The following is a 13,689-nucleotide window of genomic DNA, read 5'->3' on the forward strand; positions in this document are numbered from 1 at the left end:
TCTTCCGTTCCAGTCCGCGGGGGGTACCGGACGATACGCCGCCATCGTAGGCCCTGCCGCCGCAGGCCGTCCGGCCCGTCCGCCCCGGTGGACCGGACGGGCCGTCGGGCAGGATCGGGCCATGGCATACGACACGGACGACGAAGCGGCGCGGGCGAAGCGGCGGCGGGACGCCTGGCGGGGCGCGGAGCGCAGGCTCTCGCCCGCAGGCTCCGAGACCCTCGCGGAGCAGCTGGCCGGTCTGGCGGCGCTGCCGGCGCTGCTGGGCCGCGACCCCGGGGAGGATCCCGACGTCTACGGCGACGGGGTGGTCGCGGAGCTGGAGGGGCGGGTCGCGGAGCTGCTGGGCACCGAGGACGCGGCGTACTTCCCCTCCGGGACGATGGCCCAGCAGATCGCGCTGCGCTGCTGGGCGGCCCGCACGGGCAATCCGGTGGTGGCGCTGCACCCGGGCAGCCACCCCGAACGGCACGAGGACGACGCGCTGGGCGTCGTGTCGGGGCTGCGGACGGTGTACCCGACGCGGGAGGCGCGCCAGCCGACGGCCCAGGAGGTGCGGGAGCACCCGGAGCCCTTCGGCACGCTGATGGTGGAGCTGCCGCTGCGCGATCCGGGCTTCTTGCTGCCCACGTGGGAGGAGCTGGAGGAGCTGGTGGCGGCGGGCCGGGAGCGGGACGCGGTCATCCACTTCGACGGGGCGCGGCTGTGGGAGACCACCGTCCACTTCGGCCGGACGCTGCCGGAGATCGCGGCCCTCGCCGACACCGTGTACGTCTCCTTCTACAAGTCGCTGGGCGGGCTGAGCGGGGCGGCCCTGGCCGGGCCGCGCTCCCTGATCGAGGAGGCGCGGGTCTGGCGCCACCGGTACGGCGGTCAGGTGTTCCGCCAGTACCCGCAGGTGCTGAGCGCGCTGGCCGGGCTGGAGCGGGAGCTGCCGCGGCTGGCGTCGTACGTGGACCACGCGAAGGTGGTCGCGCGGGCGCTGCGGGAGGGCTTCGAGGACGCGGGGCTGCCGTGGCTGCGGATCGTGCCGGAGGTGCCGGTGACCCACCAGTTCCACGTGTGGGCGGCGTACGACGCGGACGCGCTGACGGAGGCGGCGGTGCGGCAGGCGGAGGAGACCGGGACCCAGCTGTTCGGCCGCTGGCGGGCCGAGGGGCCGCCGGGGCTGGCGCTGGCGGAGCTGACGGTGGCCGGCGAGGCCCTGTCGTGGACGGAGCAGGACGTGCGGGACGCGGTGCGCGGCTTCGTGGAGCGGGTGGAGGGGCTCGGCACGAAGGAGGGCGGCGCACGGTAGGGCGGCGCCGCGGGGCAGGGCGGCGCCAGGGAGCGCCCCGGCCGCGGCCGGGCCCGTCAGCAGGACGGCGTGCGGTGCGGGCGGTGGTGCGGCGGCAGCCGGTCCCGCATCCGGTGCAGCAGCCGGTGCAGGGCGGCCCGCCACGGGTGGCGCGCCGCCCTGCCGTCGAGTACTGCCTGGAAGCGCTCGTAGGTCCGGGCGGCCCGCAGCTCCGCGAGGTCGTGGCGGCCGGGCTCGGGCGGCATCGGGGCCCCCTGCTGGGCGGCGCGGTAGGTGTCGACGAGGTACTGCTCGATGGCGGTCATGCACCCACTCTCACTCCGTCGGCCGCATCCCGCCCGTCGATTGACGGGTGCCGTCAATCGGCCCATCGCCGGGGCGCGCGATGCGCCGGGTCCGGCCGCTGACCGGCCAGAATGGGCCCATGAGCGTCACCATCGACATCGCCGGCCTGCCCACCGGGCGCATCACCTTCGCGCCCTCGCCGCTCGCCGAGCTGTGCATGGCGCTGCACGCGCTCTCGCAGCCCGCCCACCACCCCGGGCTGCACTCCTGGGTCACGGCCACCTCCGCCGCGCTGGACCCGTGCCTGGCCGACCGGCTGCTGGAGTGCGACTTCATGTGGCGCAGTTCCTTCTCCGACATCTTCATGGCGTTCGCCGGGGTGCCCGGCGGGACCGGGCGGCCCGCCGGGACGCTCGCCGAGGAACTGGACGTGCTCGACCGGATGGACGACGAGCGCTTCGTGCTCGCCGCCCTGGAGCACTGCTGGCTGAAGCTGTACGACGACGGCACCGCCGCCTCCCCGCTGACCGACCCCGCGGCCCGGGCGAAGGCCCTGGAAACGGCCGCGGCGCGCGGTCCGCGCCAGCTGGACTTCTCGGTGCGGCTGCTGGACGACCCGGCGGGGGTCCGGGTGTGGCTGCGGCGGCTGCTGGAGGACTGCGACGAGGCCTTCTTCGCGGACACCTGGCGGCGAATCGAGCCGCGGCAGAGCGCGGACGCCCGGCACAAGGCGGAGGTGCTGCGCCGCAAGGGCCTGCCCGCCGCGCTCAGGGAGGTGTCGGGGGCGCTGAGCGTGGACCCGGCCGCCACCGTGATCACGGTGGACAAGATGGTCCACGGCACGGCGAGCGCGACCGATCCGCGGGCCGGGACGGGGCTGGTCTTCATCCCGACGAACTTCGGCTGGCCGCACCTGCTGGTGGTGCACGCGCCGGGCTGGCTCCCGGTGGTGCACTACCCGATCGCCTCCCCGGACATCGCCGCCTCCCCGGCGTCCCCGGGGTCTCCCGGCTCGGTGGAACTGCTCCAGCGGCGCATGGAGGCACTGGCCCATCCGATGCGGATGCGGCTGTGCCGGAGTCTTGCGCGGGCGACGTACACCACGAGCGAATTGGCCACCGTGTACGGGATATCCGCGCCCGAGGTGTCGCGCCACCTGTCCGTGCTGAAGAAGGCCGGACTGCTGCGGACGCGGCGCCAAGGGCGCTACGTACAGCATGAGTTGGATCTGGCCACGGTGGTCCGCATCGGCGCGGACTTCATCGAGGCGCTGCTGCGGTGACCGCTGGCCGGAGGCGATGTCCGGCACTGGCCGAAATCCGTCGGCCGGGCCCGTATCGACGTACCGATATACGGAATTCATAAACCGGAATCGGCGAAAACTCTGGCCATAGCGGGTCGTTGCTGCCTAACGTGCGTCACATCGGCCACACAGCTCCTTCACAGTTTCAGCCGAGCTTCCAACTGCCGACGCCTGACGGTCAGTCCGCCCGCTCCGCCCGCTTGTCGTGAAAGGACTTCTGCATGCCCTCACGCCGTATAGCCGCCGCCACCGCCGCCCTGGCGGCCGCAGCGCTCGTCTCGCCCCTGCTGCTCGTGGGACCGGCCGGAGCCAGTGCCTCCACGCCCGTCAGCGACGCCGCGCGCGGTGACGCGCTGGCCAAGAAGCTGGTCGCCGACGCGACGGGGAAGGGCGCCTACAGCCACCTCAAGGTCCTGCAGTCCATCGCGGACTACAACAACGGCACCCGAGTGGCCGGTTCGAAGGGCCACGAGCAGTCGGCGACCTACATCAGCCAGGTCCTGAAGGCGGCCGGATACACCGTCACGAAGAACGAATTCGACTTCGTGTACGTCGAGGCCATCGCCCAGACCCTGAAGGTGAACGGTGCGGCGCCCCGCGACGTCCCGATCCACCTCATGACCTACACCGCCAGCGGCCCCGCGGACGGCGTGAGCGCCCAGCTGGCCGCCGCGCCCGTCGACGCGGACGGCAGCAACGGCTGCGAGCCGGGCGACTTCGCCGCGGGCGCCTTCACCGGCAAGATCGCGCTGGTCAAGCGCGGGGGCTGCACCTTCGCCGTCAAGCAGACCAACGCGGCCGCGGCCGGGGCGGTCGGCGCGATCATCTTCAACAACACCGACGGCGGCCTGAACGGCACCCTGGGCGACCCGGCCGTGGGCAAGGTCCCCACCGGCGGCATCTCCCAGGCGGACGGCGAGAAGCTCCTCGCCGACCTGGCGGCCGCCCCGGTCGAGGTCACCCTCGACCTGCGGGAACTGCGCGAGAACCGCAAGACGTACAACGTCATCGCGGAGACCAGGGGCGGAGACGCGGACAACACCGTCTTCCTCGGCGCGCACCTCGACTCGGTCGCGGCGGGCCCCGGCATCAACGACAACGGCTCCGGCTCGGCCGGCATCCTCCAGGTCGCGCAGCGGCTCGCGAGCAGCCAGTCGAAGGTCAAGAACAAGGTGAAGTTCGCCTGGTGGTCGGCGGAGGAGTACGGCCTCCTCGGCTCCGAGGCGTACGTCGCCTCGCTGACCCCCGAGCAGCAGAAGCAGATCAAGCTCTACCTGAACTTCGACATGATCGCCTCGCCGAACTCCGCGTACTTCGTCTACGACGGCGACGACTCGGACGCCACCGGCGCGGGCCCCGGCCCCGCGGGCTCGGCGCAGCTGGAGAAGGGGATCACCGACTTCCTCGACGCCAAGAAGGTCCCGCACGAGGGCACGGACTTCTCCGGGCGCTCGGACTACGGCCCCTTCATCGCGGTCGGCATCCCCTCGGGCGGTACGTTCACCGGCGCCGAGGGCATCAAGACGGCCGAGCAGGCCGCGAAGTTCGGCGGCACGGCCGGAGTCGCCTACGACGTGAACTACCACGCCAAGGGCGACGACATCACCAACATCGACCAGAAGGCGCTCGACATCAACGTCGACGTCATCGCGAACGCGGTCGGCCACTACGCGCACGACCTGTCGCCCCTGACCCAGCCGGTCACCTCCCACCCGACCAACGGCCAGGGCAGCGGAGGCGGCCTCCACGCGGGCCACGACGGCGTGACCGAGTAACCCACCCCGGGCCCTCGAACGCCGGCGCGGGCACTTCCAGCCCGTCCGGCGTTCGAGGACCGGCGCGGGCACTTCCAGCCCGTCCGGCGTTCGAGGACCGGGTCCGGGCGGAGCCCGGTGCTACCCCGGCCAGGCCGCGAGGCCCACCGGCTGGACGAGCCACCCGAAGTCCCCCAGCCCCCCGCGCGCGGTCAGCTCGGCCGCCTCCCCCGCCGCCGCGAGCCCCCGCACGTAGGCCGCCGGATCCACCGAGGCGAGGCCCAGCGGCGGCCGCCCGCCCGACACCCCGAGCGCCCCCAGCGCCTCCCGCTGGCTCAGCAGCACCGCCCCCGGCCCCGCACACGCGTCCAGCGCGACGTGCGCGGTGACGTCGGCCCCGCCGTCCGGCACCGGCGGCACCTCCCGCCCCTCCCGGAACCCGGTCAGCGTGCCGAACGGCGGCCGCGCCCCCCGCGTGTGGGCGTAGTCCACCGCCACCGCCAGCCCCCGCTCCACGCTCGCCACGGCCGCCGCCCACGCCTCGTCCCGGGGCCGCCCGATCTCCGCCCGGCCCCGCTCCCCCGGCCACCACCGCTCCAGCCACTCCCGGTCGGCCGCCTCCAGGGGGCCGCCGCGGGACTCCGTGCCCTCGCGGTCGACCAGCACGTACCGGCCGTCCTCGGCGACGTCCAGCGGCACGTTGTCGAGCCACTCGTTGGCGAACAGGAGCCCCCGCGTCCCGGCGGGCGGCTCGGCCACCCAGCGGATCCGCGGGTCGAGCCCCGTCGGCGCGGGGGCCCGTTCCACCGCGTACGCCCGGACCCGCGCCGCCACCTCCGGCGCCAGCGCCCCCAGCACGCCCGTCAGCAGCTCGCCGCGCCCGGCCCCCACGTCCACCAGGTCCAGCTCCGCCGGACGCCCCAGTTCCGCGTCCACCCGCAGCAGCAGCCGGGCCACCGCCCCCGCGAACAGCGGCGAGGCGTGCACCGACGTGCGGAAGTGCCCGGCGGGACCCGGGCCGCCGGGGCGCACGTAGAACCCGCCCGGCCCGTACAGCGCGGCCTCCATCGCCACCCGCCAGCGCACCGGTCCCGCGCCGTCCCCCGTGCCTTCACCCTGAGTGCTCACGACGGAAAGGCTAAGGTCGCCTCCACCTTCGGGAGTACACCTCCCGAGGACGGATCGCCCCTGTGGTTGACTCCAGCACCTATCTCCTGTCCCTACTCTGGGTTACGTGCAGCGCCTCTACGATTTCCTCCGCAGACACCCGACGGGCGTCGACAGCTTCTGGGCTGTCCTCCTGTTCGGGATGGCCATGCTGCAGGTATCCGGGAGTTACCACTCGACCCGCGCGCGGGTGCTCGCCGTACCGACCGTCTTCGCGCTGTCCGCGGCCGTGTCCCTGCGCCGCAAGTGGACCGTGCCGATGCTGTGGCTGACGGTCGGCGCGGGCGCCTACCAGCTGGCCACCGGCTCCCGGCCCAACCTGGCGAACCTGGCCATGCTGGTCATCGTGTACACCGTCGCGGCCGCCGAAGTGCCCCGGTGGACCTCGCGGACCGCGCTCGGCCTCGGCCTGCTCGCCGCCCCCGTCACGGCGCTGCGCTGGGGCGTCGACAAGAACGACGTCTACGCCGACGTCTTCTTCGTCCTCATGCTGATCGTGCCCTTCGCGCTGGCCTGGGTGCTCGGCGACTCCCTGCGCACCCGGCGGGCGTACTACGCCCAGCTGATCGAGCGCAACCAGCGCCTGGAGGGGGAACGCGCCGCCCAGGCCAAGATCGCGGTCGCCGCCGAGCGCGCCCGGATCGCCCGTGAGCTGCACGACGTCGTCGCGCACAACGTCTCGGTCATGGTCGTCCAGGCCGACGGCGCCGCCTACGTCATGGACGCCGCCCCCGAGCAGGCCAAGGAAGCCCTCCAGACGATCTCCGGCACCGGCCGCCAGGCCCTCGCCGAGATGCGCCGGCTGCTCGGCGTCCTGCGCACCGGCGAACCGCAGGAGTCCGAGGACTACGTGCCGCAGCCCGACGTCGAGCAGATCGAGGTGCTGGTCGAGCAGGTCCGGACGGCCGGACTCAGCGTCGACTTCGAGGTCGAGGGAGCCCCCCGGCCGCTGCCGACCGGCGTCGAGCTGACCGCGTACCGGATCGTCCAGGAAGCCCTCACCAACACCCGCAAGCACGGCGGACCCGACGCCAGCGCCAGCGTCCGGCTGGTCTACTTCGACGACGGGCTCGGCCTGCTCGTCGAGGACACCGGCCGGGGCGCCGCCCACGAGCTGTACGAGGACGGTGGCGCGGACGGCGCCGGACACGGCCTGATCGGCATGCGGGAGCGGGTCGGTATGGTCGGCGGAACCCTGGACGCGGGGCCGCGCCCGGGCGGGGGCTTCCGGATCAGCGCGCTGCTCCCGCTGAAGAAGTGAAGCCGCGGACAACGATGAGGACGAGGTAACGAATGTCCATCCGAGTGATGCTCGTCGACGACCAGGTGCTGCTGCGCACCGGTTTCCGGATGGTGCTCGCCGCCCAGCCGGACATGGAAGTGGTGGCCGAGGCGGGGAACGGGCTGGAGGCGCTGGAGGTGCTGCGGGCGACGAAGGTCGACGTGGTGCTGATGGACGTCCGCATGCCGAAGCTCGACGGGGTCGAGGCGACGCGTCGGATCTGCGCGCCGGACGAACACCCCAAGGTGATCATCCTGACCACCTTCGACCTCGACGAGTACGCCTTCTCGGGGCTCAAGGCGGGAGCGAGCGGCTTCATGCTGAAGGACGTGCCGCCCGGGGAGCTGCTGGCGGCGATCCGCTCGGTGCACTCCGGGGACGCGGTGGTCGCCCCGTCGACGACGCGCCGGCTGCTGGACCGGTTCGCCCCGATGCTGCCGTCGGCTTCGGCCGAGCCGCAGAACAAGGAGGTCGAGCGGCTGACGGAGCGGGAGCGGGAGGTCATGCTGCTGGTGGCGCAGGGCCTGTCGAACGGTGAGATCGCGGCCCGGCTCGTCCTGTCGGAGGCCACGGTCAAGACCCACGTGGGCCGCATCCTGACGAAGCTGAACCTCCGCGACCGCGTCCAGGTCGTCGTCCTGGCCTACGAAACGGGCCTGGTCCGAGCGGGCAGCGGCCCGGCGACGTAGCGGTCCCGGGGGGCGGGGGCCCGGGCCCGGTGGCCACCCGCCCCGCCCCTGTGACACCTGCGGCGCACCGTGCCCTCCGGGGCCGCCTCAAACGCCGGCGAGGCTGATTTTTCCCCCTGCCCGGCACCATGCGCCCGGCCCCGCCGGGACTGACTACGCCCGCCAAATCCTGCGGCCCGCCGTGCCCTCCGGGGGCGCCTCAAACGCCGGCGAGGCTGATTTTCCCCCTGCCCGGCACCATGCGCGCCCGGCCCCGCCGGTACCGACCACGCCAACCAAATCCAGCCCCGCCGGCGTTTGAGGCGCCGCCGGAGGCAGGGCCCCGAGGGCGGGGCCGAGCAGTCGTACCCGGGCCCGGGCCGGGGTCGAGCAGTCGCGGCCCGCACCAGGGCCAGTACCCCGCCCGGGGTCACGTCATCCAGCGGTCCGGGCGGGACGCGGCGCGGGAGGTCCGGGACCGCACCGCTTGGGCGGCCAGCACATCGGCGGCCTCCGCCGCGCCCCGGAGCCAGGCGGTCACCGTCCCGTTCGCCCCCGTGTCCACGTGCACGTTCGCCACCCCCCACACCCGCCCCCACGGCCCCTGCGTCACCCGCACGCTCTGCACCTTCGCGTGCGGCACGATCTCCGTCCGCCGGCACACCCGCCCGTACCGCGCCACGAAGACCTCCGGCGTCACCGCGAGCCCGAACCCCTTCCACCACACCGGCACGGCCCACCGCGCCCCCGCCCGCGGCGCGGGCGAGAACTCCAGCCCGGCCAGGTCCACCCCCGGCAACACCCGCGCGACCACCCCGTACGCCGCCTCCCGCGAAGCCACCGGCACCAGCACGTCGTTCTTCGACCCGGCCACCGCCAGCTCCACCCGCACCCAGTCGCGCCGCCGCCACAGCAGCGGTTCCACGATGCGCACGGTCTGCACCCGCCCCGGCGGCACCGTCTCGTGCGCCCGGTCGGCGAGCCCGTGGTCCAGGCGCAGGCCGTCCGGCGATTCGGCGACCGTCCAGTCGTACTCGGTCAGGAACCGCCCGAGGCTGCGCCCCCACACCGCGCCCAGCAGCGGCACCAGCGTGACGACGGCGGCCCACAGGCTGGAGCTGAGCCAGAAGACCACGGCCGGCGCCGCGAGCCCGCCCGCGACCGCGGCCCAGACGCCCATGCTGAGCAGCAGGGACCGCACCAGCTGCGGGGTGCCCAGGCGCAGCAGTTCGCGGACCGGCGCCTCGCCGACCCCGACGGCCTCCTCGGGCGCGAATCCGGCGGCCCGCGCGAGCAGCTCGGCGCGCAGGGCGACGGCGTCGTCCTCGGAGAGGTAGGCCAGTTCGTCCTTGTCCTCGGTGCCTATGACGTCCAGCTTGAGCTTCGCGACACCGGTGATCCGGGCCAGCAGCGGGCGGGTGACGTCGACGGCCTGGAGCCGGTCGAGGCGGATGTGCGCGGTGCGCCGGAAGAAGAGGCCGGTGCGGATGCGCAGTTCGGTGGAGGTGACGGCGTAATAGGTGAAGCGCCAGCTCAGGAAGCCGTAGAGGCCGGCGGCGGCGATCACCGCGAGCAGGACGAGGGCGCCGAGGCCGCTGCCGAGGCCCTCGGCGGAGTCCTTGAGCCACTCCTGCGCGTTCTCGCCCTGCTGGACGAGCACACCGGCGGTGCCGCCGATCGGCACCCAGGCCCGGCGCAGCGGTGTGAAGGGGTGCAGCCTGCGTTCCCCGGCGGGAGGGGTCGCCGGGGGCCCCGCCGGCGGCGTCACAGGCCCGCCGACCTTGCCTCGCCCAGCTCGGTCAGCCGGTCGCGCAGCCGCTCGGCCTCCGCCGGGACCAGCCCGGGGATGGTCGCGTCGGTGGTCGCGGCCGCCGTGTGCAGTTGTACGGAGGCCAGCCCGAAGCGGCGCTCCAGCGGCCCGGAGGTCACCTCGACCAGCTGCATCCGCCCGTACGGCACCACCGTCTCGTGCCGCCACATCACGCCGCGGCTGATCAGCAGGTCGTCGGCGCGCTCGGCGTACCGCCAGGACCGCCAGTTCCGCCCGAGCAGCACCCAGCTCCACACCCCCGGCACCGCCCAGACCAGCGCGAACGCCCCCCAGGCCGGCCCGGCCAGCCACCCGAGCAGGACGCCCGTACCGACGGCGAACAGCCCCAGCCAGATCACCAGCAGCAGCCGCCGGAGCGTGAGCAGCCCCCGCGGCAGCCCCACCCACCCGGTCCCGCCCGCCGCACCCGCCGTGCCACCCGCGCTCCCCGTTTCCATCCCCCCACCCTAGGGCTGCGAGAATGCGCGCATGACGGAGACCACGGTCGGCATCGGCGGCGCGGCGGAGAGCACCGACATGGTGCTCAACATCGGCCCCCAGCACCCTTCCACGCACGGCGTGCTGCGCCTGCGCATCGTCCTGGACGGCGAGCGGATCATCTCCGCCGAGCCCGTGGTCGGCTACATGCACCGGGGCGCCGAGAAGCTCTTCGAGGCGCGGGACTACCGCCAGATCGTGATGCTCGCCAACCGCCACGACTGGCTCTCCGCGTTCTCCAACGAGCTGGGCGTGGTGATGGGCGTCGAGCGCATGCTCGGCATGGAGGTCCCCGAGCGGGCGGTGTGGATGCGCACGCTGCTGGCCGAGCTGAACCGGGTGCTGAACCACCTGATGTTCCTGGGCTCGTACCCCCTGGAGCTGGGCGGGATCACCCCGATCTTCCACGCGTTCCGCGAGCGCGAGGAACTCCAGGCGGTGATGGAGGAGATCTCCGGCGGCCGGATGCACTACATGTTCAACCGGGTCGGCGGCCTCAAGGAGGACCTCCCGGCGGGCTGGCTCGGCCGGGCGCGGGCCGCGGTGGCGGACGTCCGCTCGCGGATGTCCGTGTACGACGAGCTGGTGCACGGGAACGAGATCTTCCGCGGCCGCACCCGCGGGGTCGGCGTCCTGTCGGCGGAGGCCGTGCACGCGTACGGCGTCTCCGGGCCGATCGCCCGCGCCTCCGGCGTCGACTTCGACCTGCGCCGCGACGAGCCGTACCTCGCCTACGGCGAACTCCAGGACGTCCTCAAGGTGGTCACCCGCAGCGAGGGCGACTGCCTGGCCCGCTTCGAGTGCCTGCTGGACCAGACCCACAACGCGCTGGACCTGGCGGTCGCCTGCCTGGACCGGATGGAACAGCTGCCGCCCGGGCCGGTCAACCAGCGCCTCCCGAAGGTCCTGAAGGCGCCGGAGGGCCAGACGTACGCCTGGACCGAGAACCCGCTCGGGATCAACGGCTACTACCTCGTCTCCAAGGGCGAGAAGACCCCGTACCGGCTGAAGCTGCGGTCGGCCTCCTTCAACAACATCCAGGCGCTGGCCGTGCTGCTGCCCGGCCAGCTGGTCGCGGACATGGTGGCGATCCTCGGCTCGCTCTTCTTCGTCGTGGGCGACATCGACAAGTAGTCGCGGACCGCCCGGGCGGCGCCCGCGAACGATCGACAAGCGGGGGGCGAGCCAGCAGGCTGGGGGCCATGACCTCCGGCCTGAGCCCAGCACTGGTGGGCGCGTACCTGCGGCGGCTCGGCACCGGCGAGCCCGGACCGCCCTCGGCCGCCGCCCTGTTCGCGCTCCACCGCGCGCACGTGGAGCGCGTCCCCTACGAGAACCTCGACATCCAGCTGGGGCGCCCGCCGGGCATCGACCCCGTGGAGTCGGCGCGCCGGCTGGCCGCCGGGCGGGGCGGCTACTGCTTCCACCTCAACGGCGCCTTCGCGCTGCTCCTCGAAGCGCTCGGTTACGAGGTCACCCGGCACGTCGGCGGCGTGGACGACGACCGCGGTTCCCGGAAGGTCAACGGCAACCACCTCGCGCTGAGCGTCCGGGTGCCGGGCGAGCCGGGCGGCGGCGCGGGCGGTGCGTACCTCGTGGACACCGGGCTCGGCGACGGGCCGTACGAGCCGGTCCCGCTGCGCGGGGGCACGTACGCGCAGGGCGGGTTCCGGTACACCCTGGCCCCGCTACCGGACGGCTCCGGCTGGAGCTTCCACAACGTCGGCGGCCCCTTCCCGGTGATGAACTTCCGCTCGGTCCCGGCGACCATGGCCGACTTCGCGGCCGAGCACCTGCGGCTGACCACCGCCGCCGACTCCTGCTTCGTACGGACGCTCGCCGTCCTGCGCCGGGACGCGACCGGCATGGACGTGCTGCGCGGCCGCACCCTGAGCCGGGTCGAGGCCCACGCCGATCCGGTCAAGCGGGAACTGGCCACGCCCGGGGAGTTCTTCGAGGTGCTGACGGGCCTCTTCGGGCGGGAGCTGGACGATCTGGACGCGGCGGACCGGACCGCCCTGTGGACCCGGGCGACGGCCCCGGTCTGCCACAAGGAGAAGGCCGCGATCCAGGTCTGACGACTCGACGGATGGGCGCGGTGTCGGTGCGAGGGGGCAGACTGGGACCATGTCCCACTCCCCCCGCCGCGCCTGCCCCGCCTGCGGACGCGACTGCGCCGTGACCGCCGGCCGGATCGCCCGCCACGATCCCCCCGGCGGCAGGGGCGAGCTGGTCTCCTGCCCGGGCTCGCGGGCGCGCGTGGTGCTGGGCGCCTCGGCGCCGACGCTGGACGGCTTCGTCCTCGCCGAACTGCCGGGCCAGCTCCCGCTGTTCTGACCGGGGCACGGCGGGGCCGCGCGGCCCCCGGGCTACGAGATCGCGGTGCGCAGCCGGGCGACGTCGATCGGCTCGGTCTCGTCGTGCTCGGTCAGGTCGATGACCTGGCCCGGGGTGCGCGCCTCGGGGGTGGCCGGCCCGGCCTCCGGCCGGTCCGCTTCCGCCGCCGACTCCGCCTCGTGGGCCGCGAGGGCCTCGGCGCCCACGACATCGGCGAGGTCCTCGTGCTGGACCGCCTCGATCGCGGCGCGGGTCTGGGCGGCGGTCTTGGTGCCGAAGAAGTCGAAGCCCCCCTCGACGCGGGAGGTCGGACGGCGCGACGCGGCGTAGGGGGCCACGGCGGCCGCGAGCCGCCGGGCCGGGACCGCGGCCGCGGGGCCGGGCCGGGAGTGGGGGGCCGCCTGGCGCGGGGCCGCCGCCGCGGCGCCGCCCTCCGTGTCCGATGCGGCGCCGGATTCCGGTGCGGCCGGCGATCCCGTTCCCGCTCCTGCCGGGGTGCCGGTCCGCGTGCCGGATCCCGCCCCGCCCCGGACTGACGGCGGGGTGCGCCGGGTGGTCGGCTCGCCTGGCCCGCCCGTCTGCCCCGTACGGGCGAGGGCGGCCAGGGCAGCGTTGGCCCGGGCGTAGCCCACCGGGGTGGGCGCGCCGCTCGCGGTGCGCTCCTCGGAGACCGGCGGGAGTTCCCGGGGCGCCTTGGCCGGCGTCGCGGCGGCCTCGATGGCCAGCAGCCGGCGGCCCTCCAGCGCGCTGGCCCGCTCGGTCTCGGCGGTCGCGTACCGGCGCAGCAGCGCGGCGTGCTCGCCGCGCAGGCCCGCCAGTTCGACGCGCTTGGCGCGCAGCTTGGTGTCCAGGCGGGCCCGCAGCGCGCGGGACTCCTCCAGGTCGGACTCCAGCTCGGCTATCCGCTCATCAGTGCGCCACTCGTCCTTGACCCGCTCGCGCGTCAGCTCCGCGACCCGGCGGCCGGCCGCCCGGTCCCAGGCGCGCATGACGACGGCGCCGGTGACCCCGGCAGCGCCGGCGAAGGCCACGAGCAGCCGGAGCGCCACGGGTTCCGCGAGCAGCCAGGCCACGCCCGCGCTGGTGATCGAGGCACCTGCGAGGGTCGTCGGCGTGAGCAGCCGGTGCAGGGGTTCGGGATTGCGGTGGCGTCCACGGGGCATGGCCAGAAATTTACAGGGCGTACGGGGCCCGTGGGGTAACTGCCCGGCAATCTGTTTCCGGGCAGTTACCCGACGTGTGGCCATCGACCGTGTAACGGCGCTTGAGGCGCCCGCTCCTGACCCTT

General features: G+C 74.2%; 13 protein-coding genes. 8 read left to right on the top strand and 5 right to left on the bottom strand.

Going from position 1 to position 13,689, the window contains the following annotated elements:
- Window positions 1–121 precede the first annotated feature (121 nt).
- Entirely contained in the window at window positions 122–1,297 is a 1,176-nt protein-coding gene (locus AC0693_RS35615) for a threonine aldolase family protein (protein WP_469321043.1), read from the top strand.
- A gap of 56 nt (window positions 1,298–1,353) precedes the next feature.
- Here AC0693_RS35615 and AC0693_RS35620 read toward each other — a convergent pair whose 3' ends face one another.
- Window positions 1,354–1,602 carry a hypothetical protein gene (locus AC0693_RS35620; RefSeq protein WP_478804168.1) on the bottom strand — a complete coding sequence of 83 codons (249 nt, stop codon included), beginning with the start codon at window positions 1,600–1,602 and terminating at the stop codon, window positions 1,354–1,356.
- Window positions 1,603–1,721: 119 nt separating this feature from the next.
- Between AC0693_RS35620 and AC0693_RS35625 the strand changes: the two genes are divergently transcribed.
- Together AC0693_RS35625 and AC0693_RS35630 are read left to right on the top strand one after the other, a co-directional pair.
- The gene (locus AC0693_RS35625) at window positions 1,722–2,864 is read left to right on the top strand and encodes a DUF5937 family protein (protein ID WP_469321045.1); all 1,143 of its coding nucleotides are present in this window, start codon (window positions 1,722–1,724) and stop codon (window positions 2,862–2,864) included.
- Between the two features lie 242 nt (window positions 2,865–3,106).
- Window positions 3,107–4,660 carry a M28 family metallopeptidase gene (locus tag AC0693_RS35630; protein WP_469337353.1) on the top strand — a complete coding sequence of 518 codons (1,554 nt, stop codon included), beginning with the start codon at window positions 3,107–3,109 and terminating at the stop codon, window positions 4,658–4,660.
- A 120-nt stretch (window positions 4,661–4,780) separates the two neighbouring features.
- On the opposite strand, the gene AC0693_RS35635 is transcribed toward AC0693_RS35630, so the two are convergent.
- Window positions 4,781–5,707 carry an SAM-dependent methyltransferase gene (locus AC0693_RS35635; RefSeq protein WP_469319130.1) on the bottom strand — a complete coding sequence of 309 codons (927 nt, stop codon included), beginning with the start codon at window positions 5,705–5,707 and terminating at the stop codon, window positions 4,781–4,783.
- Between the two features lie 166 nt (window positions 5,708–5,873).
- Between AC0693_RS35635 and AC0693_RS35640 the strand changes: the two genes are divergently transcribed.
- On the top strand, window positions 5,874–7,067 hold the full coding sequence (locus AC0693_RS35640; RefSeq protein WP_469319069.1) for a sensor histidine kinase: 1,194 nt from the start codon (window positions 5,874–5,876) through the stop codon (window positions 7,065–7,067).
- A 32-nt stretch (window positions 7,068–7,099) separates the two neighbouring features.
- A complete protein-coding gene (locus AC0693_RS35645; protein ID WP_356406709.1) occupies window positions 7,100–7,777 on the top strand; it encodes a response regulator transcription factor in 678 nt (225 codons plus the stop codon).
- Window positions 7,778–8,186: 409 nt separating this feature from the next.
- Here the strand turns inward: AC0693_RS35645 and AC0693_RS35650 are convergent, their stop codons facing one another.
- A complete protein-coding gene (locus AC0693_RS35650; RefSeq protein WP_478804169.1) occupies window positions 8,187–9,524 on the bottom strand; it encodes a PH domain-containing protein in 1,338 nt (445 codons plus the stop codon).
- Window positions 9,521–10,024, bottom strand: coding sequence for a PH domain-containing protein (locus AC0693_RS35655; RefSeq protein ID WP_478804170.1), 504 nt, complete (start codon window positions 10,022–10,024; stop codon window positions 9,521–9,523). The genes AC0693_RS35650 and AC0693_RS35655 overlap by 4 nt, the downstream gene beginning before the upstream one ends.
- 31 nt (window positions 10,025–10,055) lie before the next feature.
- On the opposite strand from AC0693_RS35655, the gene AC0693_RS35660 reads away from it, so the two are divergent.
- The 3 genes from AC0693_RS35660 to AC0693_RS35670 all read left to right on the top strand — a co-directional run bounded on the left by AC0693_RS35660 (window position 10,056) and on the right by AC0693_RS35670 (window position 12,401).
- Window positions 10,056–11,198 carry an NADH-quinone oxidoreductase subunit D gene (locus tag AC0693_RS35660; RefSeq protein WP_356406700.1) on the top strand — a complete coding sequence of 381 codons (1,143 nt, stop codon included), beginning with the start codon at window positions 10,056–10,058 and terminating at the stop codon, window positions 11,196–11,198.
- A 68-nt stretch (window positions 11,199–11,266) separates the two neighbouring features.
- A complete protein-coding gene (locus AC0693_RS35665; protein WP_478804171.1) occupies window positions 11,267–12,142 on the top strand; it encodes an arylamine N-acetyltransferase family protein in 876 nt (291 codons plus the stop codon).
- Window positions 12,143–12,191: 49 nt separating this feature from the next.
- Complete coding sequence (locus AC0693_RS35670) at window positions 12,192–12,401, top strand: hypothetical protein (protein ID WP_356406694.1); 210 nt, start codon at window positions 12,192–12,194, stop codon at window positions 12,399–12,401.
- 32 nt (window positions 12,402–12,433) lie between these two features.
- Here AC0693_RS35670 and AC0693_RS35675 read toward each other — a convergent pair whose 3' ends face one another.
- Complete coding sequence (locus tag AC0693_RS35675) at window positions 12,434–13,564, bottom strand: coiled-coil domain-containing protein (RefSeq protein WP_478804172.1); 1,131 nt, start codon at window positions 13,562–13,564, stop codon at window positions 12,434–12,436.
- Window positions 13,565–13,689 lie beyond the last annotated feature (125 nt).

The sequence above is a fragment of the Streptomyces sp. NPDC043876 genome, assembly GCF_056435825.1.

Bases quoted from the DNA above. Each gene is read 5' to 3' on its own strand.
- AC0693_RS35615 (WP_469321043.1), top strand. From the start codon at position 122: ATGGCATACGACACGGACGACGAAGCGGCGCGGGCGAAGCGGCGGCGG.
- AC0693_RS35620 (WP_478804168.1), bottom strand. From the start codon at position 1,602: ATGACCGCCATCGAGCAGTACCTCGTCGACACCTACCGCGCCGCCCAG.
- AC0693_RS35625 (WP_469321045.1), top strand. From the start codon at position 1,722: ATGAGCGTCACCATCGACATCGCCGGCCTGCCCACCGGGCGCATCACC.
- AC0693_RS35630 (WP_469337353.1), top strand. From the start codon at position 3,107: ATGCCCTCACGCCGTATAGCCGCCGCCACCGCCGCCCTGGCGGCCGCA.
- AC0693_RS35635 (WP_469319130.1), bottom strand. From the start codon at position 5,707: ATGGAGGCCGCGCTGTACGGGCCGGGCGGGTTCTACGTGCGCCCCGGC.
- AC0693_RS35645 (WP_356406709.1), top strand. From the start codon at position 7,100: ATGTCCATCCGAGTGATGCTCGTCGACGACCAGGTGCTGCTGCGCACC.
- AC0693_RS35655 (WP_478804170.1), bottom strand. From the start codon at position 10,024: ATGGAAACGGGGAGCGCGGGTGGCACGGCGGGTGCGGCGGGCGGGACC.
- AC0693_RS35660 (WP_356406700.1), top strand. From the start codon at position 10,056: ATGACGGAGACCACGGTCGGCATCGGCGGCGCGGCGGAGAGCACCGAC.
- AC0693_RS35665 (WP_478804171.1), top strand. From the start codon at position 11,267: ATGACCTCCGGCCTGAGCCCAGCACTGGTGGGCGCGTACCTGCGGCGG.
- AC0693_RS35670 (WP_356406694.1), top strand. From the start codon at position 12,192: ATGTCCCACTCCCCCCGCCGCGCCTGCCCCGCCTGCGGACGCGACTGC.
- AC0693_RS35675 (WP_478804172.1), bottom strand. From the start codon at position 13,564: ATGCCCCGTGGACGCCACCGCAATCCCGAACCCCTGCACCGGCTGCTC.